The 26883-nt window shown below is 72.6% G+C and carries 29 protein-coding genes, 1 pseudogene and 1 riboswitch; of the genes and pseudogenes, 14 read left to right on the top strand and 16 right to left on the bottom strand.

From position 1 onward, the window contains the following. Positions 1-4: 4 nt before the first annotated feature. The 3 genes from GE300_RS04115 to GE300_RS04105 are packed head-to-tail and all read left to right on the top strand — an operon-like array spanning position 5 to position 3515. Positions 5-928: an ABC transporter permease gene (locus tag GE300_RS04115; RefSeq protein ID WP_154445176.1), complete on the top strand. Its 924-nt coding sequence runs from the start codon at positions 5-7 to the stop codon at positions 926-928. Next, positions 925-2556, top strand: a complete 1632-nt coding sequence (locus GE300_RS04110) for an ABC transporter ATP-binding protein (protein ID WP_154445174.1) — start codon at positions 925-927, stop codon at positions 2554-2556. Before GE300_RS04115 ends, GE300_RS04110 begins: the two co-directional genes overlap by 4 nt. Then, positions 2553-3515 carry a 2-hydroxyacid dehydrogenase gene (locus GE300_RS04105; RefSeq protein WP_325063090.1) on the top strand — a complete coding sequence of 321 codons (963 nt, stop codon included), beginning with the start codon at positions 2553-2555 and terminating at the stop codon, positions 3513-3515. The genes GE300_RS04110 and GE300_RS04105 overlap by 4 nt, the downstream gene beginning before the upstream one ends. A gap of 93 nt (positions 3516-3608) precedes the next feature. Here GE300_RS04105 and GE300_RS04100 read toward each other — a convergent pair. Together GE300_RS04100 and GE300_RS04095 are read right to left on the bottom strand one after the other, a co-directional pair. Then, positions 3609-4618, bottom strand: a pseudogene (locus tag GE300_RS04100) (LLM class flavin-dependent oxidoreductase). A 124-nt stretch (positions 4619-4742) separates the two neighbouring features. Continuing rightward, positions 4743-5654 carry a hydrogen peroxide-inducible genes activator gene (locus tag GE300_RS04095; RefSeq protein ID WP_154445172.1) on the bottom strand — a complete coding sequence of 304 codons (912 nt, stop codon included), beginning with the start codon at positions 5652-5654 and terminating at the stop codon, positions 4743-4745. Positions 5655-5809: 155 nt separating this feature from the next. Between GE300_RS04095 and katG the strand changes: the two genes are divergently transcribed. Then, positions 5810-8011: a catalase/peroxidase HPI gene (gene katG, locus GE300_RS04090; RefSeq protein ID WP_154445170.1), complete on the top strand. Its 2202-nt coding sequence runs from the start codon at positions 5810-5812 to the stop codon at positions 8009-8011. A 109-nt stretch (positions 8012-8120) separates the two neighbouring features. Here the strand turns inward: katG and queF are convergent, their stop codons facing one another. Beyond that, positions 8121-8582 carry a preQ(1) synthase gene (gene queF, locus GE300_RS04085; protein ID WP_154445169.1) on the bottom strand — a complete coding sequence of 154 codons (462 nt, stop codon included), beginning with the start codon at positions 8580-8582 and terminating at the stop codon, positions 8121-8123. Positions 8583-8714: 132 nt separating this feature from the next. Beyond that, a riboswitch (TPP riboswitch) is annotated at positions 8715-8816 on the top strand. Between the two features lie 53 nt (positions 8817-8869). On the opposite strand from queF, the gene thiD reads away from it, so the two are divergent. From thiD to GE300_RS04035, 10 genes are read left to right on the top strand one after another with little or no spacing between them, the layout of a single operon-like run. Further along, positions 8870-9685 carry a bifunctional hydroxymethylpyrimidine kinase/phosphomethylpyrimidine kinase gene (thiD, locus tag GE300_RS04080; RefSeq protein WP_154445167.1) on the top strand — a complete coding sequence of 272 codons (816 nt, stop codon included), beginning with the start codon at positions 8870-8872 and terminating at the stop codon, positions 9683-9685. Further along, positions 9682-10665 carry an FAD-dependent oxidoreductase gene (locus GE300_RS04075; RefSeq protein ID WP_154445165.1) on the top strand — a complete coding sequence of 328 codons (984 nt, stop codon included), beginning with the start codon at positions 9682-9684 and terminating at the stop codon, positions 10663-10665. The genes thiD and GE300_RS04075 overlap by 4 nt, the downstream gene beginning before the upstream one ends. Next, on the top strand, positions 10643-10840 hold the full coding sequence (thiS, locus tag GE300_RS04070; protein WP_154445163.1) for a sulfur carrier protein ThiS: 198 nt from the start codon (positions 10643-10645) through the stop codon (positions 10838-10840). The genes GE300_RS04075 and thiS overlap by 23 nt, the downstream gene beginning before the upstream one ends. A 2-nt stretch (positions 10841-10842) precedes the next feature. Next, complete coding sequence (locus GE300_RS04065) at positions 10843-11616, top strand: thiazole synthase (RefSeq protein WP_154445161.1); 774 nt, start codon at positions 10843-10845, stop codon at positions 11614-11616. Then, positions 11613-12209, top strand: coding sequence for a thiamine phosphate synthase (locus tag GE300_RS04060; protein ID WP_154445159.1), 597 nt, complete (start codon positions 11613-11615; stop codon positions 12207-12209). Before GE300_RS04065 ends, GE300_RS04060 begins: the two co-directional genes overlap by 4 nt. Further along, positions 12206-13201 carry a HesA/MoeB/ThiF family protein gene (locus GE300_RS04055; protein WP_154445157.1) on the top strand — a complete coding sequence of 332 codons (996 nt, stop codon included), beginning with the start codon at positions 12206-12208 and terminating at the stop codon, positions 13199-13201. The genes GE300_RS04060 and GE300_RS04055 overlap by 4 nt, the downstream gene beginning before the upstream one ends. Next, positions 13198-14133: an ABC transporter substrate-binding protein gene (locus tag GE300_RS04050; protein ID WP_154445155.1), complete on the top strand. Its 936-nt coding sequence runs from the start codon at positions 13198-13200 to the stop codon at positions 14131-14133. Before GE300_RS04055 ends, GE300_RS04050 begins: the two co-directional genes overlap by 4 nt. After that, positions 14130-14801, top strand: coding sequence for a thiaminase II (gene tenA / locus GE300_RS04045; RefSeq protein WP_154445153.1), 672 nt, complete (start codon positions 14130-14132; stop codon positions 14799-14801). Before GE300_RS04050 ends, tenA begins: the two co-directional genes overlap by 4 nt. Beyond that, positions 14798-15520, top strand: a complete 723-nt coding sequence (locus GE300_RS04040) for an ABC transporter ATP-binding protein (protein ID WP_325063089.1) — start codon at positions 14798-14800, stop codon at positions 15518-15520. Before tenA ends, GE300_RS04040 begins: the two co-directional genes overlap by 4 nt. After that, positions 15517-16254 carry an ABC transporter permease gene (locus tag GE300_RS04035; protein ID WP_154445151.1) on the top strand — a complete coding sequence of 246 codons (738 nt, stop codon included), beginning with the start codon at positions 15517-15519 and terminating at the stop codon, positions 16252-16254. Before GE300_RS04040 ends, GE300_RS04035 begins: the two co-directional genes overlap by 4 nt. Here GE300_RS04035 and GE300_RS04030 read toward each other — a convergent pair. The 13 genes from GE300_RS04030 to GE300_RS03970 form a co-directional block, all read right to left on the bottom strand. Beyond that, complete coding sequence (locus GE300_RS04030) at positions 16251-17015, bottom strand: hydroxypyruvate isomerase family protein (RefSeq protein WP_154445149.1); 765 nt, start codon at positions 17013-17015, stop codon at positions 16251-16253. The genes GE300_RS04035 and GE300_RS04030 overlap by 4 nt on opposite strands. Next, positions 17012-17659: a 3-oxo-tetronate 4-phosphate decarboxylase gene (otnC, locus tag GE300_RS04025; protein ID WP_154445147.1), complete on the bottom strand. Its 648-nt coding sequence runs from the start codon at positions 17657-17659 to the stop codon at positions 17012-17014. The genes GE300_RS04030 and otnC overlap by 4 nt, the downstream gene beginning before the upstream one ends. Then, positions 17656-18936 carry a 3-oxo-tetronate kinase gene (otnK, locus tag GE300_RS04020; RefSeq protein WP_154445145.1) on the bottom strand — a complete coding sequence of 427 codons (1281 nt, stop codon included), beginning with the start codon at positions 18934-18936 and terminating at the stop codon, positions 17656-17658. Before otnK ends, otnC begins: the two co-directional genes overlap by 4 nt. After that, the gene (locus GE300_RS04015; protein ID WP_325063088.1) at positions 18933-19316 is read right to left on the bottom strand and encodes a methylglyoxal synthase; all 384 of its coding nucleotides are present in this window, start codon (positions 19314-19316) and stop codon (positions 18933-18935) included. The genes otnK and GE300_RS04015 overlap by 4 nt, the downstream gene beginning before the upstream one ends. Positions 19317-19319: 3 nt before the next feature. Then, positions 19320-20204: an L-threonate dehydrogenase gene (ltnD, locus tag GE300_RS04010; protein WP_154445143.1), complete on the bottom strand. Its 885-nt coding sequence runs from the start codon at positions 20202-20204 to the stop codon at positions 19320-19322. A gap of 136 nt (positions 20205-20340) precedes the next feature. After that, the gene (locus GE300_RS04005) at positions 20341-20688 is read right to left on the bottom strand and encodes a DUF1428 domain-containing protein (RefSeq protein WP_154445141.1); all 348 of its coding nucleotides are present in this window, start codon (positions 20686-20688) and stop codon (positions 20341-20343) included. Positions 20689-20710: 22 nt separating this feature from the next. After that, complete coding sequence (locus tag GE300_RS04000) at positions 20711-21616, bottom strand: alpha/beta fold hydrolase (RefSeq protein WP_154445139.1); 906 nt, start codon at positions 21614-21616, stop codon at positions 20711-20713. Then, positions 21613-22110, bottom strand: a complete 498-nt coding sequence (locus tag GE300_RS03995) for a VOC family protein (RefSeq protein WP_154445137.1) — start codon at positions 22108-22110, stop codon at positions 21613-21615. Before GE300_RS03995 ends, GE300_RS04000 begins: the two co-directional genes overlap by 4 nt. Before the next feature lie 87 nt (positions 22111-22197). After that, positions 22198-23424, bottom strand: coding sequence for an RNA polymerase sigma factor (locus tag GE300_RS03990; RefSeq protein ID WP_154445135.1), 1227 nt, complete (start codon positions 23422-23424; stop codon positions 22198-22200). Continuing rightward, on the bottom strand, positions 23421-23792 hold the full coding sequence (locus tag GE300_RS03985) for a YciI family protein (RefSeq protein ID WP_154445134.1): 372 nt from the start codon (positions 23790-23792) through the stop codon (positions 23421-23423). Before GE300_RS03985 ends, GE300_RS03990 begins: the two co-directional genes overlap by 4 nt. 105 nt (positions 23793-23897) lie before the next feature. Continuing rightward, positions 23898-24650, bottom strand: a complete 753-nt coding sequence (locus GE300_RS03980; RefSeq protein ID WP_154445132.1) for an SDR family NAD(P)-dependent oxidoreductase — start codon at positions 24648-24650, stop codon at positions 23898-23900. 1 nt (position 24651) lies between these two features. Then, the gene (locus GE300_RS03975; RefSeq protein WP_154445130.1) at positions 24652-25854 is read right to left on the bottom strand and encodes an L-dopachrome tautomerase-related protein; all 1203 of its coding nucleotides are present in this window, start codon (positions 25852-25854) and stop codon (positions 24652-24654) included. A gap of 183 nt (positions 25855-26037) precedes the next feature. Beyond that, a complete protein-coding gene (locus tag GE300_RS03970) occupies positions 26038-26868 on the bottom strand; it encodes a universal stress protein (protein WP_154445128.1) in 831 nt (276 codons plus the stop codon). Between the last annotated feature and the right edge of the window lie 15 nt (positions 26869-26883).

The following is a 26883-nucleotide window of genomic DNA, read 5'->3' as shown; positions in this document are numbered from 1 at the left end:
GCCCATGGCCGCGACCGACACCGACGCCCAACCCATCGCCGACGCGCCGCACCCGGCGCGCCGGATCCTGGCGATGCTGTGGCGCGACAAGTTCGCCTTCGCCGCGGCGCTGTTCCTGCTGCTGATGGTGTTCTGCGCCCTGTTCGGCCCGATGCTGCTGGAGGACGCGGCCACCCGGCAGAACCTGCGCGGGCGCAACGCGCCACCGTTCGACTTCTCGAAGCCGTGGCTGTTCTGGCTGGGCGGCGACGCGCTGGGCCGGCCGCTGCTGGCGCGAATCGTCGTCGCGGCGCAGAACACGCTGATGGTCGCCGCCGGCGCGGTGGCCTCCTCGCTGCTGATCGGCGGCGCGCTGGGGCTGATCGCGGGCTACACCGCCAGGCTGGCCAGCCAGGTGATCATGCGGCTGGCCGACGTGATCATGTCGTTCCCGTCGCTGCTGCTGGCGGTGATCGTGCTGTACATGCTGGAGCCGGCGGTCGGGAACCTGATCATCGTGCTGGCGATCACCCGGATCCCGGTCTACCTGCGCACGTCGCGCGCCGAGGTGCTGGAGGTGCGCGAGCGCATGTTCGTGCAGGCGGCGCAGGTGATGGGCGCCTCGACCCGGCGGATCGTGTTCCGCCATATCCTGCCGGTGATCTTCCCGACGCTGATCACCATCGCCACGCTGGACTTCGCCTTCGTGATGCTGGCCGAAAGCTCGCTGTCGTTCCTCGGCATCGGCATCCAGCCGCCCGAGATCACCTGGGGGCTGATGGTGGCGCAGGGCCGGCCGTACCTGACCACCGCCTGGTGGCTGTCGTTCTGGCCGGGGCTGGCGATCATCCTGACCACGCTGTCGCTGAACCTGCTGTCGAACTGGATGCGCACCGCGCTCGACCCGGTGCAGCGCTGGCGGCTGGAACTGCCGCGGAGCCGGAAATGACCGGGCATCTTCTCGAGGTCCGCAACCTGACCGTCGACTTCCACACCGCGCGCGGCACCGTGCACGCGGTGCGCGACGTCAGCTGGCACCTGGACCGGGGCGAATGCCTGGCGATCCTGGGCGAGTCCGGCTCGGGAAAGTCGGTCTCGGCCTCGGCGGTGATGGACCTGATCGACTGCCCGCCGGGGCAGATCGTCTCGGGCCGGATCCTGTTCGAGGGGCAGGATCTGCTGACCCTGTCCCCGGACGCCCGGCGCGAGATCAACGGCCGCCGGATCGCGATGATCTTCCAGGACCCGATGAGCCACCTGAACCCGGTCTACTCGGTCGGCTTCCAGATCGCCGAGATCATGACCGCGCACGGCGTCGCCCGCGCCGAGGCGCGCGCCCGCGCGCTGGAGTTGATGCGCCGCGTCGGCATCCCCGCGCCCGAAAGCAGGATCGACGCCTATCCGCACCAGTTCTCGGGCGGGCAGCGGCAGCGTCTGATGATCGCGATGGCGCTGGCGCTGAAACCCGACATCCTGATCGCGGACGAGCCGACCACGGCGCTGGACGTCACCGTGCAGGCGCAGATCCTCGCCCTGCTCGAGGAGCTGCAGCAGGAAACCGGCATGGGCCTGCTGCTGATCACCCACGATCTTGGCGTGGTGGCCGAGGTCGCCGACCGCGTCGTGGTGATGAACTCGGGCGAGATCGTCGAGACCGGCAGCGCCGCCGAGGTCTACCGCACCCCGCGCCACCCCTATACCGCGAAGCTGATCGCCGCCGTGCCCGGCACCGGCGAGATGGCCGCGCCGCTGGACACCGGCATCGGGCCGATCCTCGACGTGCAGGGCCTGACCAAGGTTTTCGGCGACTTCACCGCGCTGCAGGACGCGTCGCTGACCGTGCTGCCGGGCGAGACCGTGGCGATCGTCGGCGAAAGCGGCTCGGGCAAGTCGACGCTGGCCAAGACCCTGCTGCGGCTGGAGGACGCCACCGCCGGCGCCGCCTTCTACGCGGGGCGCGATCTGATCGCCATGCCGCCGAAGGAGCTGTTCGCCCTGCGGCGCGAGATCCAGATGGTGTTCCAGGACCCGACGCAGTCGCTGAACCCGCGCATGTCCGTCGGCCAGATCATCGCCGAGGCGTTCGTGATCCACCCCGGCATCCTGCCGAAGGACCGCCGGGCCGCGCGCGTGCAGGACCTGCTGCGGCAGGTCGGGCTGGACCCCGAGCACATTCACCGCTACCCGCACCAGTTCTCGGGCGGGCAGCGCCAGCGCATCGCCATCGCCCGCGCGCTGGCGCTGGAGCCGAAGCTGATCATCTGCGACGAGGCGGTCTCGGCGCTGGACGTGTCGATTCAGGCGCAGGTGATCGACCTGCTCAACCGGCTGCAGGACGAGCTGGGGCTCAGCTACCTGTTCATCGCCCACGACCTGCCGCTGGTGCGCGACTTCGCGCACCGCGTGGTGGTGATGCAGGGCGGCCGGATCGTCGAGCAGGGCCCGGTGCGGCAGATCTTCGAGGCCCCGCGCGAGGCCTATACCCGGGCGCTGCTGGCCGCCAGCCTCGACCCCGACCCCGACGTGCAGGCCGAGCGCCGCCGCGCCCGCGCGCAACTGGCGGAGGCTCCCGCGTGAGCAGGCCGCCGGTGATGGTGATGCACGCCGCCCGCCCCATGGCGATGGCGCAGCTTGCCGCGGCCTACACCCTGCACCGCCAGGACGAAGCCGCCGACCCGGACGCCTTTCTCGCCGCGCACGGCCCGGGCTGCCGGGCGGTGGTCACCAACGGCCACACGCCGCTGACCGAAGTCCAGCTGGCGCACCTGCCCGACCTCGAGATCGTCGCCTGCGCCTCGGCCGGATTCGAGAGCATCGACCTGCCGGCGCTGTCGGCGCGCGGCATCGCGCTGACCAACACCTCGGCGGCGCTGCACGACGACGTCGCCGACACCGCGCTGATGCTGACGCTGGCCGCGCGCCGGCAACTGATCGCGGCGCACGCCTATGTGCGCTCGGGCGACTGGGGCCGCAAGGGCATGTACCCGCTGCTTTCGGCGCTGCACGGCAAGCGCGCGGGGATCGCGGGCCTCGGCAACATCGGCCAGGCCATCGCCCGGCGCCTCGTGCCGCTGGGGCTGGAGATCGGCTATACCGCGCGCAGCCGCAAGCCGGTGGATTACGCGTTCCACCCGCAGATCCGCGACCTCGCCGCCTGGGCCGACATCCTGGTGCTGGTGGTTCCCGGCGGCGCCGCCACCCGCGGCATGGTCGACCGCGCCGTGCTCGAGGCGCTGGGCCCGCAGGGCACGCTGGTCAACGTCGCGCGCGGCAGCGTGGTGGACGAGGCCGCGCTGATCGCGGCGCTGCGCGATGGCACCCTGGGCAGCGCCGGGCTGGACGTCTACCTGAACGAGCCGCAGCCGGACCCGGCGCTGACCGCGCTGCCCAACGTCACGCTTTACCCGCACCACGCCAGCGGCACGGTCGAGACAAGGGACGCGATGGCGCAGCTGGTGGTGGACAACCTCGCCGCCCACTTCGCCGGCCGGCCATTGCCGACCCCGGTCGCCCCGGCGCCGAAGACCGGCGGCTAGGCTTCGCCGCGCCGCGTCATGTCCGGCGTGGACAGGCTGTCGAGCCGGCCGCCGCCCGCCGCAAACCGCATGCCCGCGCTGAAACGGCGGCAGCTACTGCGCCGCCCGCGCCCCCGGCAGCAGCTCCGCCAGCGCCTCGGCCGCGATCGCGAACGAGTGCAGGCGTGCCTGGTGGTCGTGGATCATCCCGGTCGCCATCACCTCGTCCGGGGCGTGGCGTTCGACCAGCGCGCGCACTTCGCGGCGCACCGTGTCCGGGCCGCCGACCGCCGCGCAGGACAGCGCCGCGCGCACCTCGGCCAGCACCGCCGCGGGCACCTCGGCCGCGATGTCGGCCACCGGGCGCGGCAGCTTGCCGGGCCGGCCGCTGCGCAGCCGCGCGAAGGCCAGCTGCTGGCTGGTGTGCAGATGCCGCGCCTCGGCGTCGCTGTCGGCGGCGCAGACCCCCAACGCCATCATCGCGTACGGCCGGTCCAGCCATCGCGACGGGCGAAAGCCGTCGCGGTAGACCCGCAGCGCCTGATCCAGCAGCCGCGGCGCGAAATGCGAGGCGAAGGCATAGGGCAGCCCCAGCTGCGCCGCCAGCTGCGCGCCGTACAGGCTGGAGCCGAGAATTCAGACCGGAACCTGCGTGCCCTGCCCCGGATACGCCTGCACCCGCGCCCCGTCCTGCGCATCGCCGAGATAGGACAGCAGCTCGACCACGTCGCCCGGAAAGCCGTCGGCGGCCTCGGGCGGGCGGCGCAGCGCCCGGTAGGTCGCCATGTCGGTGCCCGGCGCGCGGCCCAGCCCGAGGTCGATCCGGCCGGGAAACAGGCTTCCAGCGTGCCGAACTGTTCGGCGATCACCAGCGGCGCGTGGTTCGGCAGCATGATGCCGCCGGCGCCGACCCGGATCCGGCGGGTCTCGGCGGCGACCCGGCCGATGACCACGGCGGTCGCGGCGCTGGCGATGCCCGGCATGTTGTGATGCTCGGCCAGCCAGAACCGGTGATAGCCCAGCGCCTCGGCGTGGCGCGCCAGCGCGACGGTGTTGCGCAGGGCCTCGGCGGTGGTGTGCCCCTCGGGCACCGGCGACAGGTCGAGAAGCGAGAAATGCTGCATGATGCGATCCTTTGCGTGGCTCCGCACCTAGGCACCGGACGCGGGTTTGCCAAGGCGCGGCCGGGCGATGCTGCGGCGCGCGGCGGGTCGGCTCCGGCACCCATGACCGAGAAACCGGATGCGCTCAGGCGGCCGGGCTGCGCTGCGTCGCCGTGCCGGCCTCGCGCACCATCTCGGCGATCTGGCGCAGCTGCTCGGCCAGCGGGCTGGAGCGGCGCCAGATCATGCCGATGGTCCGCGACGGCCGCGGCGGCGCCAGCCGGGCCACCGCCACCTCGGCCGAGCGCACCTCGACCGGCACCGCCATCTCGGGCAGCAGCGTCAGGCCGATGCCGGCGCCCACCATCTGCACCAGCGTGGACAGCGAGCTGGCGTCCAGCACCTCGCGGGGGCGCGCCTGCGACAGGTCGCAGAACGCCAGCGCCTGGTCACGAAAGCAGTGCCCCTCCTCCAGCAGCAGCAGGCGCATCTCGCGCAGGTCCTCGGCCTTCGGCACCGGTTTCGGGGCATCGCCGGCCGGGCGGATCAGCACGAAATCCTCGCTGAACAGCGGCACCTCGGTGAACGAGCGCTCGGAGATCGGCAGCGCCACGATCGCGGTGTCGAGGCGGCCCTCGGCCAGTTCCTGAATCAGCCGCGGCGTCATCGTCTCGCGCACCCGGATGTCCAGCCCGGCATGGCGCCGCGACAGCCGGCCGATGATCGCCGGCAGCAGGTACGGCGCCACGGTCGGGATCACCCCGATCCGCAGCCGCCCCACCAGCCCCGCGCGCGCGGCGTCGGCCAGATCGGCCAGCTCGTCCACGGCGCGCAGGATCTCGCGCACGCGGGACGCGACCTCCTCGCCGAAGCCGGTCAGGCGCACCTGCCGCGTGCTGCGCTCGAACAGCGCCGAGCCCAGCGATGCCTCCAGTTCCCGGATCTGCATCGACAGCGCCGGCTGCGAGATCGCGCAGACGTCGGCGGCGCGCCCGAAATGGCCGTGCCGCGCCAGCGCCTCGAAATAGCGCATCTGTTTCAGGGTCAGGTTATTCATAAGCCAAACTTATCGCCGCAATCAGGAAATCCAACTTAGCTTGATGAAGCGGCTTTGTTAAGGTCGCCGCGAGGATTCGACGGGCGCCGCCGCGCGGCGGCTGCCGTTCGACCCGCGAGCCAGAAAACTCCGCAAAGCCACGAAGGGAGAGCACTATGGATGGGAACGACGCGCCGACCGGGACATGCCCGGTCATCCACGGCATCGGCGGGCGGTCCAACCGCGACTGGTGGCCGAAGCAGCTGAACCTGAAGATCCTGGGCCAGAACTCCTCTCTGACCGACCCGATGGGCGACGGCTTCGACTACGCCGAGGAATTCCGCAAGCTGGACCTGAAGGCGGTCAAGGCCGACATCGCCGCGCTGCTGACCGACAGCCAGGACTGGTGGCCGGCGGACTACGGCAACTACGGGCCGTTCATCATCCGCATGGCCTGGCACAGCGCCGGCACCTACCGCACCGGCGACGGCCGCGGCGGCTCGTCCTCGGGCACGCAGCGTTTCGCGCCGCTGAACAGCTGGCCGGACAACGCCAACCTCGACAAGGCCCGCCGCCTGCTGTGGCCGATCAAGAAGAAATACGGCAAGGCGCTGTCCTGGGCCGACCTGATGATCCTGGCCGGCAACGTCGCCATCGAGACCATGGGCGGCAGGACCTTCGGTTTCGGCGGCGGCCGCGAGGACATCTGGGAGCCCGAGGAAGACATCTACTGGGGCACCGAGGAAGAGTGGCTGGCGACCAGCGACAAGCCCGGCAGCCGCTACAGCGGCGAGCGCGTGCTGCAGAACCCGCTGGCCGCCGTGCAGATGGGCCTGATCTACGTCAACCCCGAGGGCCCCGACGGCAACCCCGATCCGCTGGCCTCGGCCCGCGACATCCGCGACACCTTCGCCCGCATGGCGATGAACGACGAGGAAACCGTCGCACTGACCGCGGGCGGGCACACCTTCGGCAAGACCCACGGCGCCGGCGACGCCTCGCTGGTGGGGCTGGAGCCGGAGGGCGCCGACATCGCCGAGCAGGGGCTGGGCTGGACCAGCACCCATGTCACCGGCAACGGCCGCCACACCATCACCAGCGGTCTTGAGGGCCCGTGGACGCCGACCCCGACGAAATGGGACAACGGCTATTTCGACGTGCTGTTCGGCTACGAGTGGGAACTGGTCAAAAGCCCCGCCGGCGCCTGGCAGTGGGCCGCCAGGGATCTTCGCGAAGAGGACATGGCGCCCCAGGTCGACGGCGACGGCAAGGTGCCGCTGATGATGACCACCGCCGACATGGCGATGCGCATGGACCCGGAGTACGAGAAGATCTCGCGCCGGTTCCACGCCAACCCGGACCAGTTCGCCGATGCCTTCGCCCGCGCCTGGTACAAGCTGACCCACCGCGACATGGGCCCGCGCCTCCGCCTGCTGGGCGACGAGGTTCCGGCCGAGGAACTGCTCTGGCAGGATCCGATCCCCGAGGTCGACCACCCGCTGGTCGACGCGGCCGACATCGCCGGTCTGAAGGCGAAGATCCTGGCCTCGGGGCTGACGGTGCCGGAACTGGTCGCCACCGCCTGGGCCTCGGCCGCGACCTTCCGCGGCTCGGACAAGCGCGGCGGCGCCAACGGCGCCCGCATCCGGCTGGAGCCGGCCCGCACCTGGGAGGCGAACCAGCCCGAGCAGCTGGCGCGGGTGCTGTCGGTGCTCGAGGGCATCCAGGCCGATTTCAACGCCGCGCAGTCGGGCGGCAGGAAGGTCTCGCTGGCCGATCTGATCGTGCTGGGCGGCTCGGCCGCGGTCGAGAAGGCCGCGCGCGACGCCGGCCACGCGGTCGAGGTGCCGTTCGCCCCCGGCCGCATGGATGCCAGCCAGGAGCAGACCGACGCCGAGTCCTACGCCGTGCTGGAGCCGGAGGCGGACGGCTTCCGCAACTACCTCAAGGCCGACTACGCGGTGCCGACCGAGGCGCTGCTGATCGACCGGGCGCAGCTGCTGACCCTGACCGCACCCGAGATGACGGTGCTGGTCGGCGGCCTGCGCGTGCTGGGCAACACCGTCGGCGGCGCGCGCCACGGCGTCTTCACCGACCGCCCGGGCACGCTGAGCAACGACTTCTTCGTCAACCTGCTCGACATGGGCACGATGTGGAAGGCGCGCGACGGCGAGGACGGCATCTACGACGGACTCGACCGCGCCACCGGCGCGCCGAAGTGGACCGGCACCCGCGTCGATCTGGTGTTCGGCTCGAACGCGCAGCTGCGGGCGCTGGCCGAGGTCTATGCCTGCGATGACGCCGAAGCGACCTTCGTGCAGGACTTCGTGCAGGCCTGGACCAAGGTGATGAACCTGGACCGGTTCGACCTGGCCTGAGTCCGCGCCCGCCCGTGCTCGCCGGAACCGGGCGCGGGCACATCGATCAGGGGCGCCGCGGCCACGACCCGCGGCGCCCTGCCTTCGGCGAAAGGTCGCCGCCGGCGACTCAGCCCCGTCCGCGATAGGGCGGCACGCCCTGGTCCGGGATCCAGACGCCCTCGGGCTGCGGCCCGGTCTGCCAGAACACGTCGACCGGAATGCCGCCGCGCGGGTACCAGTAGCCGCCGATGCGCAGCCATTGCGGCGCCAGGAACGCCACCAGCCGCCGGCCGATCGACACCGTGCAGTCCTCGTGGAACGCGCCGTGGTTGCGGAACGCGCCGAGGAACAGCTTCAGCGACTTGCTTTCCACCAGCCAGTCGCCGGGCACATAGTCGATCACCAGATGCGCGAAATCCGGCTGCCCGGTCATCGGGCAGAGCGAGGTGAACTCGGGCGCCACGAACCGCACGCAATAGGCGACGCCCTGCTGCGGGTTCTGCACCCGCTCCAACTCCGCCTCGTCGGGCGAGGCCGGCAGGTCGGTCTTGCCGCCCAGCTGTTTCAGATCGCTGTAGATCGATGACATGGCGCCCTCCCCGGCCCAGCAACTCCGTCCGCCGCGCATCCTAACGCGCGCCGGCAGCGGCCGCCACGGCGCCGCAGCGTGCGCCGGGGCGAAAGCGATTTGAAATCTCCGCGCGCTTCGCCTAACGTCGCGCCGAATCCGTTGGGGTGCCCCGAGAGGGGCTGAGAGGCCGCGTGCCAACCCATCGAACCTGATCCGGGCAATACCGGCGGAGGGAACGGAGTCCGACAAGCGGCCGCACCCGGCCCGTCTGTCCCTCTCCCCCTGCCGGCAGAGAGACAGACACAATGAGCGCACCGACAGCCCTGACCATCGCCGGCTCCGACAGCGGCGGCGGTGCGGGCATCCAGGCGGATCTCAAGACGTTCTCGGCGCTGGGCGTCTACGGCTGCAGCGCGATCACCGCGATCACCGCGCAGAACACCCGCGGCGTGACCCGCGCCGAGCCGGTGTCGCCCGGCATGGTCGCGGCGCAGATCGCCGCGGTGCTGGACGACATCCCGGTGCACGCGGTCAAGATCGGCATGCTCGCCAGCGCCGCCATCGTAAAGGAGGTCGCCGGCGCCCTCGCCGGCTATGACGGGCCGGTGGTGCTGGACCCGGTGATGGTCGCCAAGTCGGGCGATCCGCTGCTGGCCGGCGACGCGGTCGCGGCGCTGGTCGCGCAGCTGCTGCCGCGCGCCGACATCCTGACCCCGAACCTGCCCGAGGCCGCGCGTCTGCTGGGCCGCCCGTTGCCGCAAGACGCCGCCGCGACCGATGCCGCCGAAATCGAGGCCCAGGGCCGGGCGCTGCGCGGACTGGGCGCGCGCGCGGTGCTGATGAAGGGCGGGCACGCCGCCGGCGCGACCTGCACCGACCTTCTGGTCACCGCCGACGGCACGCGCGCGTTCGCGGCGCCGCGCATCGCCACCCGCAACACCCACGGCACCGGCTGCAGCCTGTCCTCGGCGCTGGCGGCGGAACTGGCGAAGGGCGCGACCCCCGAACAGGCGACAAGCCGCGCCCACGCTTGGCTGCACGGCGCGATCCGCGCCGCCGACGCGCTCGACATCGGCGGCGGCCACGGCCCGGTGCACCATTTCCACGAGCTGTGGCCATGAGCCGGCGCATCGCGGTCCTCGGCGCCGGCGTCGCCGGGCTGTGCGTGGCCACCGAACTGGCCGCGCGCGGCATCGCCGTCACCCTGCACGACCGCGCCCCCGCGCCCGGCCCGCACGCCTGTTCGTGGTGGGCCGGCGGCATGCTGGCCTCCGACTGCGAGGGCGAGACCGCCGAGGAGCCGGTGGTCCGGCTGGGCCGCGCGGCGGCGGACTGGTGGCAGGCGCAGGGCGTGCCGGTGACCCGCGGCGGCACGCTGGCGGTGGCGCTGGGCCGCGACCGGGGCGAGCTGGCGCGCCTCGCCCGCCGCACCGCCAATCATGTCGCACTGGATGCCGACGCCGTGGCCGCCATCGAGCCGCAGCTGGCCGGACAGGTCCGCCAGGCGCTGCATTTCCCGCACGAGGCGCATCTCGACCCGCGCGCGGCGCTCGGGACGCTGCGCGCCGGGCTGGCCGCGCGCGGCATCGCGATCTCCGCCGAGGCGCCCGTGGGGCCGACCGTCGACTGCCGCGGGCTGGCCGCGCGCGACCGGCTGCCCGACCTGCGCGGCGTGCGCGGCGAGATGCTGGTGCTGCGCGCGCCCGAGGTGACGCTGCGGCGTCCGGTGCGGCTGCTGCACCCGCGCAATCCGCTCTACATCGTGCCCCGCGGCGGCGGCGTGTTCATGCTGGGCGCGACGCAGATCGAAAGCGGCGGCCGCGGCCCGGTGACCGCGCGCGCGGTGCTGGAGCTGCTCAGCGCCGCCTACGCGCTGCATCCCGCCTTCGGCGAGGCCGAGGTGCTGGAGCTGGGCGCCGACGCCCGCCCGGCGTTTCCCGACAACCTGCCCCGGATCCGGCGCCGGGGCGACACGATCCTGGTGAACGGCCTGTTCCGGCACGGCTTCCTGCTGGCGCCGGCGCTGGCGCGGATGACCGCCGGGCTGATCTGCGAGGACACCAAACCGGAGATGATGGATGAAGATCAAGCTGAACGGTGAACCGACCGAGGTCAGCGCCGCGGCCCTGCCCGAGGTGCTGGCCGAACTGGGCTATGGCGACGCGAAGATCGCCACCGCCCTGAACGAGACCTTCGTGCCGGTCGCCGCCCGCGTCGGCATCACCCTGAGCGAGGGCGACCGGCTCGAGGTCGTCACCCCGCGGCAGGGGGGCTGAGGATGCCGGTCTTCTACGGCACCGAGGTCGCCTCGCGGCTGATGCTGGGCACCGCGCAATACCCCTCGCCCGCGGTGCTGGCCGACGCCTTCCGCCGCTCGGGCGCGGGCATCGCCACGGTCTCGGTCCGGCGCGAGTCGGGCGGCGAGCGTGCCGGCGGCGATTTCCGGGCGCTGGTGCAGGAGCTGGGCGTGCGGGTGCTGCCCAACACAGCCGGCTGCCATTCGGTGCGCGAGGCGGTGACCACGGCGCAGATGGCGCGCGAGCTGTTCGGCACCGACTGGATCAAGCTCGAGGTGATCGGCCACGCCGACACGCTGCAGCCCGACCCGTTCGGTCTGCTCGAGGCGGCGCACATCCTGACGTCCGAGGGCTTCAGGGTGTTCCCCTACACCACCGAGGACGTGGTGCTGGCCGACCGGCTGCTGGACGCCGGCTGCGAGGTGCTGATGCCCTGGGGCGCGCCGATCGGCACCGGGCTGGGGCTGACCAACCTCTACGGGCTGCGCACGCTGCGCGCGCAGTTCCCCGGGGTGCCGATGGTGGTCGATGCCGGTCTCGGCCTGCCCAGCCAGGCGGCGCAGGCGCTGGAGATGGGCTATGACGCGGTGCTGCTGAACACCGCCGTCGCCCGTGCCGGCGATCCGGCGGCGATGGCCGAGGGCTTCGCCCGTGCCGTCGAGGCCGGGCGCCTGGCGTTCGAGGCCGACCCGATGGAGCCGCGCGACATGGCCGCGCCCTCGACGCCGGTGATCGGCACGGCGTTCCTGTCATGAGCCTGGACCGGTTCTACCCGATCCTCGACAGCCCCGCCTGGCTGGAACGCGTGCTGCCGCTGGGGGTGAAACTGGTGCAGCTGCGGATCAAGGACGCCGCCGCCGATGCGCTGGCCGGCGCCATCGCCGCGGCGCAGGCGCTGTGCGACCGGCACGGCGCGGTGCTGGTGGTCAACGACCACTGGCGGCAGGCGATCGACGCCGGCTGCCGGTGGGTCCACCTCGGGCAGGAGGATCTGGACGGCGCCGACCTGGCCGCGATCCGCCGCGCCGGGATCCGGCTGGGGATCAGCACCCACGATCACGCCGAGCTTCACCGCGCGCTGGCCCTGACGCCGGATTATGTCGCGCTGGGCCCGGTTTACCCGACGATCCTCAAGCAGATGAGATGGCATGAGCAGGGGCTGGCGCGGATTGCCGAGTGGAAGCGCCTGATCGGCGCGCTGCCGCTGGTCGCGATCGGCGGCATGAGCGTCGAGCGCGCGCCGGGCGCGTTCGAGGCCGGCGCCGACGTGGTCTCGGCGGTCACCGACATCACCCTGAACCCCGATCCCGAGGCGCGCGTGCGCGCCTGGCTGGCGGCGACGCGATGAGCCGCTACGCCCGCCAGATCGCCGTGCCCGGTTTCGGCGCGCAGGGGCAGCGGGCGCTGCGCGCCGCGCGGCTGCTGGTGGTCGGCGCGGGCGGGCTGGCCGCGCCGGTGCTGCAATACCTCGCCGGCGCGGGCGCGGGCCGGATCCGGCTGGTCGATCCGGACCGGGTGGCGCTGTCGAACCTGCACCGGCAGACGCTGTTCCGGCAGTCCGACATCGGCCGGCCAAAGGCGGCGGCCGCCGCCGCGCACCTGGCGGCGCTGAACCCCGACACCGCGGTCGAGCCGGTGCACGCCGCGCTCGATCCGGCCAATGTCGCGGCGCTGGCGCGGGACGCGGACCTGGTGCTGGACTGCGCTGACAGCTTCGCCGCCAGCTACATCCTGTCGGATCACTGCCGCGAGCGCGGCCTGCCGCTGCTCTCGGCCTCGGTGGTCGGCATGGAGGGCTACGCGGGCGGCTTCTGCGGCCGGCCTGAAAGCGGCGCGCCCAGCCTGCGCGCGGTGTTTCCCGATCTGCCGCAGCGCCTGGGCAGCTGCGCCGAGGACGGCGTGCTGGGCCCGGTCGTCGGCATCATCGGCGCGCTGCAGGCGCAGATGGCGCTGGCGGTGCTGACCGGCGCCGCGCCCGCGCCGCTGGGCCGGCTGGTCACGCTCGACGCCCGCACGCTGCGCTTCGGCGGCTTCCGCTTCGACGGCGCGCCGGAGCCCGCGCACGCGCCGCGCTTCATCGCCGTGCAGGACCTGTCCGACGCCGATTTCATCGCCGATGTGCGCGCCGCGCACGAGGGCCCGCTGCCGCATCCGCGCGCGCGCCGCCTGACCGCCACCGATTTCGGCCCCGACGGCCCCCGCCCCGCCCGCGGCCAGCGCGCCGTGCTGTGCTGCCGCACGGGGCTGCGCGCCTGGACCGCCGCCGAACGCCTCGCCGCCGTCTGGGACGGCCCCATCGCCCTCGTCGCCCTTGGCGAGCAAACCGGAGAAGACCCATGAGACTCCCCCTCCTGGCCGCGGCCCTGCTCGCCGCCACCCCCGCGCTTGCGCAGGACCAGATGACGCTGGTGCTGGACTGGTTCGTGAACCCGGACCACGGTCCGATCATCATCGCCCAGGAACAGGGCTATTTCGCCGAACAGGACCTCGAGGTCGAGATCATCGCCCCCGCCGATCCGGCCGATCCGCCGAAGATGGCCGCCGCCGGGCGCGCCGACCTGGCGATCTCGTACCAGCCGCAACTGCACCTGCAGGTGGCCGAGGGCCTGCCGCTGACCCGCGTCGGCACGCTGGTCGCCACGCCGCTGAACTGCCTGCTGGTGCTGGGCGACGGCCCCGTCGCCACCATCGCGGACCTGAAGGGCCGCAAGGTGGGCTTTTCGGTCGCCGGCGTGGAAGAGGCACTGCTGTCGTCCATCCTCGCCCGCAACGGGCTGACGCTGGACGACATCGAGCTGGTCAACGTCAACTGGTCGCTGTCGCCCGCGCTGATGTCCCGGCAGGTCGACGCGGTGATCGGCGCGTTCCGCAACTTCGAGCTGAACCAGATGCAGATCGAGGGCGTCGAGGGCCGCTGCTTCTACCTCGAGGAAGAGGGCCTGCCGGCCTATGACGAGCTGATCTACGTCGCCAACCCGCAAACCATGGACGAAGGCATGATCCGCCGCTTCCTGGCCGCGACCGAGAAGGCGACGCAGTTCATCGTCAACCACCCGCAGGAAAGCTGGCAAATCTTCTCGGGCACTGCGCCGGAACTGCAAGACAAGCTGAACGAGATGGCCTGGGCCGACACCCTGCCCCGTTTCGCGCTGCGCCCCGCCGCGCTCGACCACGGCCGCTATGCCCGGTTCGAGGCCTTCCTGCACGAGGCCGGGCTGATCGCCGCGCCGCGCCCGGTGTCGGAACTGGCGGTGGACCTGGGCGCGCCATGAGCTACGGCGCCACCTTCCCGCTGCTGCGCGCGGCCGCCGGCGCGGCGTGGGCGGACTACACCCGCCACGCCTTCGTCGAGGGGTTGCGCGACGGCACCCTGCCGCGCGACGCGTTCCTGCACTACCTGGTGCAGGACTACCTGTTCCTGATCCACTTCTCGCGCGCCTGGGCGCTGGCGGTGACCAAGGCCGCGACCCTGGACGAGATGCGCGCCTGCGCCGCGACCGTGCATGCCCTGCTGGACGACGAGATGCGCCTGCACCTGCGCAGCTGCGCCGCCGCCGGGATCGACCCCGGCGCGCTGGAGGCCGCCGAGGAGCGGCCCGAGAACATCGCCTATACCCGCTATGTGCTGGACGCGGGCCACAGCGGCGACTTTCTCGAGCTGCTGGCGGCGCTGGCGCCCTGCGTGCTGGGCTATGGCGAGATCGGCGCCCGGCTGGCGGCCGAGGCCGGCAACACGCCCTACGCCGACTGGATCGCCACCTATGGCGGCGACGGCTACCAGCACACCTGCCGCGAGGTCGGCGCGCTGCTCGACGCCGCCTGCGCCCGCGCCCTGGGCGCGGCGCCTCAGGACAGCCCGCGCTGGCCGGCGCTGTGCCGGCGCTTCGCCACCGCCACCCGGCTGGAGGTCGGCTTCTGGCAGATGGGACTGACGCCGTGACCGCGCCGGGGCTGGTGCTGTCGGGCAGCGCCCGCGTCGACGGCGCACCGCTGTTCGGCCCGGTCGATTTCGCCGCCCCTGCGGGGCGCTGGACCTGCCTGCTCGGCCCCTCGGGCGTGGGCAAGAGTACCGTCCTGCGGCTGTTCGCCGGGCTGGCCGGGCCGGTGACGCTGGACGGGCACGCCGGCGCCAGCGACGGCGCGCCGCTGGCCGGCCGGGTCGCGCTGATGGCGCAGCAGGACCTGCTGCTGCCGTGGCTCGACGTGCTGGGCAACGTGCTGCTGGGCGCGCGCCTGCGCGGCCGGCGCGGCGACCGGGCCGCGGCGCGCGACATCCTCGAACGGGTCGGGCTGTCGGCGCACGCGCACAAGCGTCCGGCGGCGCTGTCGGGCGGCCAGCGCCAACGTGCCGCGCTGGCCCGCACCCTGCTCGAGGACCGCCCCGTGGTGCTGCTGGACGAGCCGTTCTCGGCGCTCGATGCGCGCACGCGGGCGCAGATGCAGGACCTGTCGGCGGCGCTGCTGGCCAGGCGCACGGTGCTGCACGTCACCCACGATCCGGCCGAGGCCGCGCGGCTGGGCCACCACATCTGCCTGATGGCCGGGGACGGCATCCGGCCGGTGCCGCTCAGCGCCGAGCCGCCGCCGCGCGCCTTCGACGCGGCCGCGACCCTGAGCCTGCAGGGCGCGCTGCACCGCCGACTGATGCAGGCCGCATGAGGCGGCTGGGCACCATTGCCGGGCCGGTCCTGCTGGCGCTGGCGCTGTGGCAGGCGGTGGTGGTGCTGACCGGCGTGCCGTCCTTCCTGCTGCCGGCGCCGGCCCGCGTGGCCGTCACGCTGTGGACCAGCCGGGCGCTGCTGGCCGAGCACGCGCTGACCACCGCCGCCGAGGTGCTGATCGGCCTGTTCCTCGGCGCGGCGCTCGGCTTCTGCGCGGCGGTCCTGATGGCGGCCTCGCCGCCGGCGCGGGCGGTGCTGCGGCCGATGCTGGTGTTCAGCCAGGCGGTCCCGGTGTTCGCGCTGGCGCCGCTGCTGACGCTGTGGCTGGGCTACGGGCTGTGGTCGAAGGTGGCGATGGCGCTGCTGATCATCTTCTTTCCGGTCACCTCGGCCTTCTTCGACGCGCTGATGCGCACGCCGCCGGGCTGGACCGGGCTGGCGCAGGTGATGGGCGCCTCGCCGGCGCGGCTGATGTGGCACGTGCGCATTCCCGCCGCGCTGCCCGGCTTCGCCTCGGGGCTGCGGCTGGCGGCGGTCTACGCGCCGATCGGCGCGATCATCGGCGAATGGGTCGGGGCGTCGAACGGGCTGGGCTACCTGATGCTGCTGGCGAACGGCCGGGCGAAGATCGACCTGATGTTCGCCGCGCTGATCGTGCTGGCGGTGTTCGCGCTGCTGCTGCACGCGGCGGTCGACGCCGCCTGCAACCGGGCGCTGCGCGGCCGCACCTAGCCGCGCAGGTCCTTCAGCCAGCCCAGCGTCGCGTCGGTGTCGCCGCCGGGCTTGTATTCCGCGCCCAGCGGCGTCGGCCAGCCCATGTCGCGCACGACGCCGAAGACGTGGGCATAGTTCACCTCGCCGCGGTCGGGGGCGGCGCGGTCGGGGACCGAGGCGAACTGGATGTGGCCGATGACGGGCTGCAGGGCGCGCAGACGGTGGGTCAGGTCGCCCTCCATCAGCTGGACGTGGTAGCAGTCGAACATCAGTTTCAGGTTCGGCGCGCCGACCCGGGCGATGATCTCGCGCGCCTGCTCGGTGGTGGTCAGGAAGTAGCCGGGCGCGTCGTAGCGGTTCAGCGGCTCGATCAGGATGGAGATGCCGTGCGGCGCGGCCTGTGCGCAGGCGTAGCTCAGGTTCGCGCGGAACGCCTCGGACGCCGCGTCGCCGGTGGCGAAGCCGGCCATGACGTGGATGCTGGGCGTGTCGATGGCGACGGCATAGGCGATGGCCTGGTCGATGGCGGCGCGGGCGTCGTCCTCGCGGCCGGGCAGCGCCGACAGGCCGTTCTCGCCCTTCGCGGTGTTGCCGCGCACGGTGTTCAGGCCCAGCATCCGCAGCCCGGTCTCGGCCAGCGCCGCACTTACCTCCTCCACCGGCACCTCGTAGGGCCAATGGCATTCGACCGCGTCGAACCCCGCCGCCTTGGCCGCGCGGATCGCGTCGGGCAACGGGCGGTCCGCCCACAGAAAGCCCAGGTTGGCCGAGAATTTCATGCGTCCCACTCCACGTCGAATTTGCTCACCAGTTCCTGCACCTGGTCGCCGGTCAGGCCCCGCGGGTTCAGCCCCTGCGTCAGCAGCGCAAGGCGGGCGGTGTCCTCCAGCTCCTCGATCGCGTTGCAGGCGGCCTCGATGTCCTTGCCGGCGACCACTGGGCCGTGGTTGGCCAGCATCACCGCGGTGCGCTTGCCGGCCAGGCCGCGCACGGCCTCTCCCATTGCCGGATCGCCGGGCAGGAAGAAGGGCAGCAGCTTTACCTTCCCCAGCTTCATGATCCCGTAGGGCGTCAGCGGCGGCAGGAAGTTGTCCGGGTCCACGTCCGGCAGCATCGACAGCGCGACCGAGTGGCAGGAATGCAGGTGCACCACCGCGCCGGCGGTGCTGCGGGTGTCGTAGAAGGCCGAATGCAGCGGCATTTCCTTGGTCGGCTTGTCGCCGGCGATGTGGGTGCCCCGCGCGTCGAAGCGCGACAGCCGCCCCGGATCGAGCCGCCCGAAGCTGGTGCCGGTGGGGCTGACCAGCAGGCCGCCATCCTGCGTCCGCGCCGAGATGTTGCCGGTCGACCCGCCGGTCAGGCCGCGGTCGAACATCGACCTGGCGAGCAGGCAGATCTGCTCGCGGAGCGCAGCCTCGCTCATGCCGCCTCCAGCGCGGCCAGCGTGTCGAGCGCCCCGGCGAAGAAGTCCTGCGCGCCGAAGTTGCCCGACTTGAGCGTGATCGCGATCTGCTTGCCGCCGCTGTCCGCGAAGCACCACGGCACGCCGGGGGCGATCTCCCGACCGATGTCCAGCCGCGTCACCGCCAGCGCCTGGGTGACCGCGCCCGAGGTCTCGCCCCCCGCCACCACGAAGCGGCGCGCGCCCTGCTCGCGGGCGGCGACGGCAAGCCTGGCCAGCGCCCGCTCGACGATCTCGCCGGCGCGCGCGGTGCCCAGCTTGTCCTGCGCGGCGCGTACATCCTCGGGCTCGGCGGTGGCGTAGAGCAGCGGCGCGCCGCCCAGATCCTGCGCCGCCAGCCAGTCCAGCGCCGCCTGCGGGCCCTCGGCCTCCAGCGCCAGCGGGTCGAGCCGGAACGCCGGCCTGCCGCGCCCGGTATAGTCGGCGACCTGCGCCCGCGTCATCGCCGAGCAGCTGCCCGAGAGCACCACCGCCCCGGCGTCCAGATCCGGCACCGAGGCTGCCTTGGCGTCCGCGCTGAGCGTCCCGTCCGCCAGCCACAGCGCCGGCAGCGGGGCGGCGACGGCGCTGCCGCCGGTCATCAAACCCATGTCGCGGCAGGCCTGCGCGATGGTGCTCAGGTCCTCGTCGGCCACGGCGTCGACGACCACATGCGCGACGCCCTCGCCCGCCAGCCGGTCAAGCTCGGCCTTCAAAGCCTCCGCGCCCTGCGCCACCGTCAGCCGGTCGGCCAGACCCACCGGGCGCGTCACCTGCGGCGCCAGCAGCCGCATCAGGTTCGAATCCCGCATCGGCGTCAGCGGGTGGTCCTTCATCGGGCTTTCCGCCAGCGGCTGCCGCCCGACGAACAGGTTGCCCATGAAGATCGACCGGCCGTTTTCCGGGAACGCCGGGCAGTAGATCGTCTGCTCGGCGCCCAGATCCGCCATCAGCGCCTCGGCCACCGGGCCGATATTGCCTTTCGCCGTCGAGTCGAAGGTCGAGCAATACTTCCAGAAGAATCGCCGCGCCCCCGCCGCCTGCAGCCAGCTCAGCGCCCGCCGCGTCTCGGCAACGGCCTCGGCAACCGGCGCGGTCCGGCACTTCAGCGCGATCACCTCGACGGCGGCGGTATCGCTGGGCGGCCCGTCCGGCACCCCCATGCGCAGGCTGACCCGCACCCCCGAGCGCGCCAGCAGCCCGGCCAGATCCGTCGCCCCGGTGAAGTCGTCCGCGATGCAGCCCAGTACCGTCGTCATGTCTTGTCCCTTGCAAGTCCCGCCAGAATCGCGTCCGCCGACGCCCGGTTCACCGCCAGCGGCGTGTCGTAGAGGATCGCCAGCCGCAGCAGCGACTTCACGTCGACGTCGTGCGGCAGCGCCGACAGCGGGTCGATGAAGAAGATCAGCGCGTCCAGCCGCCGCTCGGCGATCATCGCGCCCAGCTGCGCGTCGCCGCCCAGCGGGCCGCTCAGCAGCCGGTCCACGGTCAGCCCGGCCTCGTCCGCAAGCCGCCCGCCGGTGGTGCCGGTGGCGACGATGGTGAACGGCTGCAGCGCGCCCGCATGGGTCCGCGCCCAGTCGACGATGTCGGCCTTCTTGGCGTCGTGCGCGACCAGCGCGACGGTCGGCGCGGCCACGGCTCAGCCCTCGCCCGGCAGGGTCAGCCCGGCGTTGCGGGCATAGACCTTGGCGACGGCGGCATCGTCCTCGCCGCCCAGGCCCTGCCCGGCGGCGGCCAGGAACTGCTGCAGCGCGGCGGCGGTGATCGGGGCCGCGAACTTCGCGTCCCTAGCGATGTCCAGCACGATGCCCAGGTCCTTCGGCCAGATGTTCACCTGGCTCAGCGGCGTGTAGTCGCCGGCGACGATGTGCGGCGCGCGGTTCTCCAGCATCCAGCTGGTGCCGGCGCATTTCGAGATCACCTCGACGAACTTCTCGGGCGCCACGCCCTGGGTCATGCCGAAGGTCAGCGCCTCGGCCATGGTCGCTATATGCACGCCCGCCAGCAGCTGGTTCACCGCCTTCATCGCGCTGCCCGCGCCGGCGGCGTCGCCCAGCTCGAACACCGTCGCGGCGGTCGCCTCCAGCACCGGCCCGGCGGCGGCGAATGCCTCGGCCGTGCCCGAGGCCATGATCGACAGCTCTCCCGAGGCCGCCTTCGCCGCCCCGCCCGAGATCGGCGCATCGAGGTAGTGCACCCCCGCCTCGCCGCAGCGCGCCGCCATCTCCCTGGCGAAGGCGGGAGGCACCGTCGCATGCCCCAGCACCACCGCGCCCGGCTTCAGGCCCGCCACGATCCCGTCCTCGCCGAACAGCACCGCCTCGGTCTGGCCCGCGTTCAGCACCACCACCGACACCGCGTCCAGATCGGCAGGCAGATCCCCCGCCTGCCCGCCCTCGCCGACGAACCGCGCCACCGCATCCGCGTTCAGATCCACGCCCCAGACCCGGTGCCCCGCCCGCAGGCAGGAAGAAGCCATGCCAAAACCCATCGAGCCCAGACCGATCACCGCGATGTTGCTCATCTCGCCTCCCCTGCGGCACCTACGGCCGCCAAAACTCTGCGTTCTTTCCCGCCGGGCAGCCACGCGAATGGCCGCGGCGCGGGTGCGTCGCGACCATCCTAGCCACGGGGCCGGGGAAGGAAACCCGTGATCAGACTTACCTGAGCAGGTTGAAGCCGCCGAAGATCATCCGCTTGCCGTCGAACGGCATCTTGCCGGCGTCGGGCGCCATGCGCGGGTCCTTCATGATCTTTTCCCAGGCGGTGTCGTGCGCCTGTTTCGAGGGCCACCGGATCCAGCCGACGGCGACGGTCTCGTCATCCTTGCACTGCACCGCCATCGGGAACGAGGTCACCTCGCCGCCCGGCACCTCATCGCCCCAGCAGTCGACAAGCTGATCGGCGCCATACTCCCTGAACACCGCGCCCATTTCGGCGGCATGTTCGAGATAGGCGTCGCGGTTCGCGGTCGGCACTGCGGCCACCATGATGTCGTAATAGCTCATGTTCTGCTCCTCGGGTTGAAACTCAGTTCTGCGCGGGCGCGGCCCAGTCGCTCCGGGTTTGCCTGCCGTCCAGAAAGCCGCGGGTCACGCGCACCGTCTCGGGCGAGAGGAAGGTGTCATAGTGCGTCAGCCCCGGCAGGATCGCGAGCCGGTTCTGCGCCATGTGCTCGCGCTGCCAGCCGGCGTCGCGCAGACCGCCGCCAAGCAACTGGTAGAAATCGACCGCGTGCTCGGGGCGGATCATGTCCGAATCGCCATAGGCCAGCAGCACGGGCATGCGCAGCGCGCGCACCTCGTCCGACCAGTCGAAGGGCTGCCGCTCCAGCTCGCCCAGCCGGTCGAGCAGGTCGGGAAAGGCGTCCGGGTCCGGCGCGACGGCGACATAGCCCTTGTACATGGGCGTATCTTGCATCATCGGCGCCATCTGCCCGCCAAGCCGGGTCACCTGCTCGAGGATCTCGGGAAACAGCGCATCATGCGCGTACCCGGCCGAGACCAGCGCCAGGCGGTCTACCCGCTCGGGGTGCTGGATCGCCAGCCGCAGCGCGACGCCGCCGCCCAGCGAATAGCCCATGACGTCGATCTTCTCGTGCCCCAGCGCGTCGAGGATCGCGGCCATGTCGTCGGCCATCGCCTCGTAGCGCATCGGCCGCTCGCCCAGTTCGGTGCGGCCGTGGCCGTGCAGGTCCACCAGGATCACCTGCCGGCCCTCGGCCAGCTGCGGCAGCACCGGCGCGAACATGTCCGACGAGCCCAGGCCGCCGTGCAGCAGCAGGAACGGCTCGCCCTGCCCGCGGACCTCGTAGTAGTGGCGGATGCCGTTCGCCTCGATCAGCCCGCTGTCGGCGATCCCGGGCAGGGCCGGGTCCTCGGCGGCGGCGTCCAGCGGCAGCAGCGCGATCAGCGCCGCGGTCAGCAGGCGTCTCATGCCGCGCCCCTCCCCTCGTAGGCGGCAGCGAGCTTGGCGACGTCGAGCTTCACCATGTCCATCATCGCGCGCATCGCGCGGCCCGCGGCCTCGGCATCGTCCGAGCGCAGGTACTGCAGCATCGGCTCGGGCACGACCTGCCAGCGCAGCCCGTACCTGTCGGACAGCCAGCCGCAGGCGATCTCGGCGCCGCCGCCGGCGGTCAGCGCCGCCCAGTAGCGGTCGACTTCGGCCTGGTCCTTGCAAAGCACCGACAGCGAGATCGCTTCGGTGAAGGGCTTGTCCTCGCCGCCGTTCAGCGCCTGGAAGCTCTGCCCGCAAAGCGTGAACTCGACGAACAGCACCGCGCCGGTCTTGGTGCCCGGGGTGTCGATGCTGGCGCGCGTCACCTTGTCGACCGAGGAGTCGGGAAACACCGAAGCGTAGAAGTTCGCCGCCTCCTCGGCCTCGGTTTTGAACCAGAGGCAGGGGGAAATCTTGCTGATGGCCGTCATGAATCGTCTCCGTTGCAATGGGGCATGAGCCGCCCTCGTTCTGAAGACGCAGCCGCCGGAACCCTCCCGACAGGCCGCCCGGAAAAACTACAGCGCGTCGAGCTGGTCGCGCATGTGCGCCGCCTCGGCGGCGGTGTTCGCCAGCGAGATCGCCTGCGCGAACGCCTCCCGCGCCTCGTCCGCGCGGCCCAGCGCGCGCAGGATCGCCCCGCGGGCGCCGTGGAAATAGAAATACCCGTCGAGCTGGGACGCCAGCGGCGCGACCAGCCCCCAGGCGTCCTCCGCCTGCCCCGCCTTCAGCAGCGCCACGGCCCGATTCAGCGTCACCACCGGCGAGGGCTGGAGATGCTCCAGCGCCGCATATAGTTGCGCGATCCGGCCCCAGTCCGTGCCCTGGGCGCGCGCGTGCTGCGCGGCGATCGCGGCCTGCAGCTGGTAGCCGCCCGGCCGCGCGTGGCGGGCGGCCTTGTCGACCAGCGCCCGCCCCTCGGCGATGCGCACGCCGTCCCAGCGCGCCCGGTCCTGGCGGTCCAGCGGGATCACCTCGCCGGCGTCGTCGAACCGCGCCCCGGCGCGGGCGTGCTGCAGCAGCATCAGCGCCAGCAGGCCCATGATCTCGGGCTCGGTCGGGAACAGCCGCTGCAGCAGGCGGCCAAGGCGGATCGCTTCCTCGCACAGCGCGGCGCGGGCGCCCTCGGCGGCGATGCCGGTGGTGTAGCCCTCGTTGAAGACCAGATAGATCACCCCCGCGACCGCGCCGATCCGCTCGGCCCGCTCGACGGGCCCCGGCACCTCGTAGCCGACGTCGGCCTGCGCGATGCGGCGCTTGGCGCGGGTGATGCGCTGCTCCATCGCGCTGTCGCCGACCAGGAAGGCGCGGGCGATCTGCCCGACCGACAGCCCGCCGACGATGCGCAGCGACAGCGCCACCTGGTCAGTGGGCTTGAGCACCGGATGGCAGCAGACGAACAGCAGCCGCAGGATGTCGTCGCGATAGTCGGCCTCGTCGATGCGGGCGACGGTGGCGTCCTGCCCGGTGCCGGCGTCGGGGATCGCCTCCTCGCGCGCCAGCGGCGCCTCGCGCTTGGTGCGCCGGGCGGCGTCGATCATCGCGTTGCGCCCGACCATGATCAGCCAGGCGGCGGCGTTGCGCGGCGGTCCCTTCTCGGGCCAGGTGCGCAGGGCGCGGACGCACGCCTCCTGGAACGCCTCCTCGGCGCGGTCGAGATCGCGGAAATGGCGCAGCAGCGCCGCCACCGCCTGCGGCCGGGCGGCGGCGAGCAGATCGCCGATCCATCCCGTTCCGCGGCTCATGACGCGCGTTCGTCCGGGAAGAACAGGCCGACCGGGCGCACCTCGTAGCTGCCGCCGGGATTGGCGCGGCCCAGCGCGCGGGCGACCTCCAGCGCGTCCTCCAGGTCGGCGCAGTCGACGATGTAGAAGCCCAGCAGCGCCTCCTTGGTCTCGGCGAACGGGCCGTCGACCACCAGCGGCGGCTCGCGGTCCTTCTTCAGCGTCGTGGCGGTGGTGGTCGGCAACAGGCGCACCACCGGCCCCAGCCGGCCCTGCGCCTTCAGCTCCTCGTGGACCGCGGCCAGTTTCGCCAGCACGGCGTCGTCCTCGGCCCTGGTCCAGGACGTGACGACCTTTTCGTCGTGATAGCACAGAATGGCGTACTGCATGGCGGCTCCTCCGGTCTCCTGCCTCAAGGACGCAGGATGCCAGCGCAGGCCGACACTGTGCAGGGGGATTCGCGCCGCCGGCAAAGGGCCGCCGCCGGCCCGGCCTCAGACCGTGTAGTTCAGCCCCAGCCGGCCGCCGTCGACATAGATCGTCTCGCCGGTGATGTAGCTGGCCTTGTCCGAGGCCAGGAACGCCACCGTGTCGGCGATCTCGCGCGCGGTGCCCAGCCGCTGCAGCGGCGTGCGCGACATCAGCCGGGCCATCGCCTCGGGGTTCTCGTTCACCGAGGCGACCATCGCCGTGTCGATCGAGCCCGGCCCCACCGCGTTCACCCGGATGCCGTGCGGCGCCAGCGCCAGCGCCGCCGCCCTGGTCAGCTGCATCACCCCGCCCTTGGACGCGCAGTAGGACGCGATCGTCGGGATCGCCACCTGCGCGTTGATCGAGGACATGTTGACGATCGCCCCGGCGATGCCGCGGGCGACCATGGTGCGCGCGGCACGCTGGGTGGCGAGGAAGGTGCCGGTCAGGTTGATGTCGATCACCTGTCGGAACTCGTCCAGCGGCATCTCCAGGAACTCGGCGGGCAGCGCCACGCCGGCGTTGTTGACCAGGATCGAGACCGGGCCGAGCTGCGCCTCTACGCGGTCGAACAGGTCCGCGATCTGCTCGGGCGCGCCCATGTCGCAGACCTCGGCCACGGCGCCGCCGCCGATGCCGGCGGCGGCGGCCCGCACGCCCTCGGCGTTGCGGTCGACCAGCACCGCGCGGGCGCCGTCGGCCGCCAGCGCCTCGGCGCAGGCCAGGCCGATGCCCTGGGCGGCGCCGGTCACCAGCGCGATCTTGCGGTCGGTCATGTCATCCTCCGGGGGTCTGCGGCGCCGCGCCGTTCGCGCCCGTCGCATCGGGGCGGAAGCGCCAGATGGTGTAGGGGGCGGACGCGGCCACATGCGCCGCGGTGCGGTTCAGCACGTCCGGCAGCGCGCTGTCGGCCAGGTAGAGCCAGCCGTCGGGGCCGAACGCCAGCGCGCCGGGCCAGCGCAGCCGCTCGTCGCGCAGCAGCGTGACCAGTCGGCCCGGCTGTTCCGAACCCGGCGGCGTGTCGTTGAACCGGTGCACCGCCCGGTGCTCGACATCGGTGATGAAGACGTTGAAGTCCGGATCGATCGCCAGCCCGGCGCTGAGCGGCTTCAGCGCCACGGTCTCGACATCCACCGCCAGCCGCACATGCGGCAGGTTCGGCTGCTGCAGCAGCGCGGTCGGCACGCGGTACAGCGTCGAATGGCTGGTGGCGGCATAGTAGAGCCAGGCCTCGTCGCCGCTCAGCGCCAGCGCGCTGGCGCCCAGCTTCAGCGCCACCAGCCCGCCGAGATAGCGCATGTCCCGCGCCGGGTTGCGGATCACCAGGTCCTGCGCCGTCACCGTCTCGTGGCGGTTGAGCACGCGGCGCGCGCGCCCGCTCGCCACGTCGTAGACGATCAGCCCCGGCCGCCGCGCCCAGAAGCCGGCGTCGGCGACGTAGACCCAGCCGCCGGCGGCGTCGACCTGCAGGTCCAGCAGGTACGACCCCGGCGGCGCGACGTCGGACAGATCGCGGCTGTGCGCGACCTCGCCGGTGTCGATGTCCAGCGCCACCAGCCGCGGCGTGTCCAGCCCGTGACCGCCGCCGTCGATCACCCACAGCCGGCCGGCGTCGTCCAGGTCCAGCCCCAGCGGCGTGCGGAACAGCGCGCGCTGCCGCTCGGGCGCCGGGAACGGCACCGACTCGCCGTCGCGGGCGACCATCAGCATCGGCGCCGACGGGTCCGCCTCGGGGTGGATGGTGTAGAAGATCCGGCCATCGGCGGCGACGGCGATGTCGCCGGGCGGGCGGTCCAGCTGCAGCACCGGCTGCAGCGCGTCGCCGTCCTGCAGCGGCGGCTTGGTCATGTCGCGATAGGGCTCGCCCCCGCCGAAGAAGAAGTACAGCGCCCCCGCCGCCGCCAGCGCAAGCACCGCCGCCGCACCCAGCAGCCAGAGCAGCGCGCGCATCGCGTAGACGCGGATGATGTAGAAGAGCAAACATTCCCCCTTGCCCGCGCACGGACCTGCCTCGGGTGCATAAGAGACGATCGCGGCGCGACCCACAAGGGCCGCGCGCCGGCCCGGCCCAGGTGCGCCGGCCGGCCCTGCCCCGATCCCTCGTCCGACCGCGCCGCGGTGCGCCGGGCCGGCTTCGCCTCGGTGCGCCCGGCCGGCTTCGCCTTAGTGCGCCAGCAACACCGGACAGGGCGGCTGTTCCAGGATCGCGTGCGTTGTGCCGCCGAAGATCCGCTCGCGCAGGCGCGAGTGGCCGTAGGCGCCCATCACCAGCAGGTCGGCGCCCTGCTCGCGGGCCTGCCGCGCCAGCACCTCCTCGACCGGCTTGCCCTCGGACGGCACCTTCAGGATCTCGGCCGAGATGCCGTGGTGCCCGAGGTAGAACGCCAGGTCGACGCCGGGGTCGGCGCCGTGGCCGCGGGTGCCCGGCTCGGGGTCGACCAGCAGCACCACCACCCGGCCGGCGGTCTGCAGCAGCGGCAGCGCGGCGCGCACCGCGCGGCCGCCCTCGGGGGTGGCGTTCCAGGCGATCAGCGCGGTGTGGAAGGTGCCGGCGGGGGCGGCGCTGGCGTTGTAGGTCAGCACCGGCGCGCCGCTCTCGAACAGCGCGCCGTTCAGCACCGCGCGGTCCAGGCCGCGGTCGCGGTCCGGCCCCATCGGCAGCAGCACCAGGTCGGTGCAGCGGCTGGCCGAGGCGACCAGGTCGGCCAGGTGCACCGGCCCGGCGACGTGCGCGCTGACCTCGCCGCGCTGCGACCGCTGCGCCAGCAGCCGCTCGATCTCGTCGGCGCGGGCGCTGGCCCAGTCGCGCGCCTCCTGCGAGGCCTCGAGCCAGACGTCGCTGTTGACCATGTCGTAGGCCGAGGCCGGCGCCGGCGGCGCCTGGCTGACGACCAGCACCATCAGGTGCCCGTCCTGGCACATGGCAAAGCTTTCGATCAGCGTCTCGTCCGGCACGTCGGGCCGCACGATGGTCAGCAGGGATGCAATGGACATGGTCGGGTCTCCCTC

It is taken from the genome of Halovulum marinum, assembly GCF_009697225.1.
GTDB lineage: Bacteria > Pseudomonadota > Alphaproteobacteria > Rhodobacterales > Rhodobacteraceae > Halovulum > Halovulum marinum.
Note: the sequence above shows the minus strand (reverse complement) of the source record. Positions and strands in the feature narration are given on the sequence as shown.

What these genes read in the sequence shown, in the direction of transcription:
- GE300_RS04115 (WP_154445176.1), top strand. Translation starts at nt 5, where the DNA reads ATGGCCGCGACCGACACCGACGCCCAACCCATCGCCGACGCGCCGCAC.
- GE300_RS04110 (WP_154445174.1), top strand. Translation starts at nt 925, where the DNA reads ATGACCGGGCATCTTCTCGAGGTCCGCAACCTGACCGTCGACTTCCAC.
- GE300_RS04095 (WP_154445172.1), bottom strand. Translation starts at nt 5,654, where the DNA reads ATGAATAACCTGACCCTGAAACAGATGCGCTATTTCGAGGCGCTGGCG.
- katG (WP_154445170.1), top strand. Translation starts at nt 5,810, where the DNA reads ATGGATGGGAACGACGCGCCGACCGGGACATGCCCGGTCATCCACGGC.
- queF (WP_154445169.1), bottom strand. Translation starts at nt 8,582, where the DNA reads ATGTCATCGATCTACAGCGATCTGAAACAGCTGGGCGGCAAGACCGAC.
- thiD (WP_154445167.1), top strand. Translation starts at nt 8,870, where the DNA reads ATGAGCGCACCGACAGCCCTGACCATCGCCGGCTCCGACAGCGGCGGC.
- GE300_RS04075 (WP_154445165.1), top strand. Translation starts at nt 9,682, where the DNA reads ATGAGCCGGCGCATCGCGGTCCTCGGCGCCGGCGTCGCCGGGCTGTGC.
- thiS (WP_154445163.1), top strand. Translation starts at nt 10,643, where the DNA reads ATGAAGATCAAGCTGAACGGTGAACCGACCGAGGTCAGCGCCGCGGCC.
- GE300_RS04065 (WP_154445161.1), top strand. Translation starts at nt 10,843, where the DNA reads ATGCCGGTCTTCTACGGCACCGAGGTCGCCTCGCGGCTGATGCTGGGC.
- GE300_RS04060 (WP_154445159.1), top strand. Translation starts at nt 11,613, where the DNA reads ATGAGCCTGGACCGGTTCTACCCGATCCTCGACAGCCCCGCCTGGCTG.
- GE300_RS04055 (WP_154445157.1), top strand. Translation starts at nt 12,206, where the DNA reads ATGAGCCGCTACGCCCGCCAGATCGCCGTGCCCGGTTTCGGCGCGCAG.
- GE300_RS04050 (WP_154445155.1), top strand. Translation starts at nt 13,198, where the DNA reads ATGAGACTCCCCCTCCTGGCCGCGGCCCTGCTCGCCGCCACCCCCGCG.
- tenA (WP_154445153.1), top strand. Translation starts at nt 14,130, where the DNA reads ATGAGCTACGGCGCCACCTTCCCGCTGCTGCGCGCGGCCGCCGGCGCG.
- GE300_RS04035 (WP_154445151.1), top strand. Translation starts at nt 15,517, where the DNA reads ATGAGGCGGCTGGGCACCATTGCCGGGCCGGTCCTGCTGGCGCTGGCG.
- GE300_RS04030 (WP_154445149.1), bottom strand. Translation starts at nt 17,015, where the DNA reads ATGAAATTCTCGGCCAACCTGGGCTTTCTGTGGGCGGACCGCCCGTTG.
- otnC (WP_154445147.1), bottom strand. Translation starts at nt 17,659, where the DNA reads ATGAGCGAGGCTGCGCTCCGCGAGCAGATCTGCCTGCTCGCCAGGTCG.
- otnK (WP_154445145.1), bottom strand. Translation starts at nt 18,936, where the DNA reads ATGACGACGGTACTGGGCTGCATCGCGGACGACTTCACCGGGGCGACG.
- ltnD (WP_154445143.1), bottom strand. Translation starts at nt 20,204, where the DNA reads ATGAGCAACATCGCGGTGATCGGTCTGGGCTCGATGGGTTTTGGCATG.
- GE300_RS04005 (WP_154445141.1), bottom strand. Translation starts at nt 20,688, where the DNA reads ATGAGCTATTACGACATCATGGTGGCCGCAGTGCCGACCGCGAACCGC.
- GE300_RS04000 (WP_154445139.1), bottom strand. Translation starts at nt 21,616, where the DNA reads ATGAGACGCCTGCTGACCGCGGCGCTGATCGCGCTGCTGCCGCTGGAC.
- GE300_RS03995 (WP_154445137.1), bottom strand. Translation starts at nt 22,110, where the DNA reads ATGACGGCCATCAGCAAGATTTCCCCCTGCCTCTGGTTCAAAACCGAG.
- GE300_RS03990 (WP_154445135.1), bottom strand. Translation starts at nt 23,424, where the DNA reads ATGAGCCGCGGAACGGGATGGATCGGCGATCTGCTCGCCGCCGCCCGG.
- GE300_RS03985 (WP_154445134.1), bottom strand. Translation starts at nt 23,792, where the DNA reads ATGCAGTACGCCATTCTGTGCTATCACGACGAAAAGGTCGTCACGTCC.
- GE300_RS03980 (WP_154445132.1), bottom strand. Translation starts at nt 24,650, where the DNA reads ATGACCGACCGCAAGATCGCGCTGGTGACCGGCGCCGCCCAGGGCATC.
- GE300_RS03970 (WP_154445128.1), bottom strand. Translation starts at nt 26,868, where the DNA reads ATGTCCATTGCATCCCTGCTGACCATCGTGCGGCCCGACGTGCCGGAC.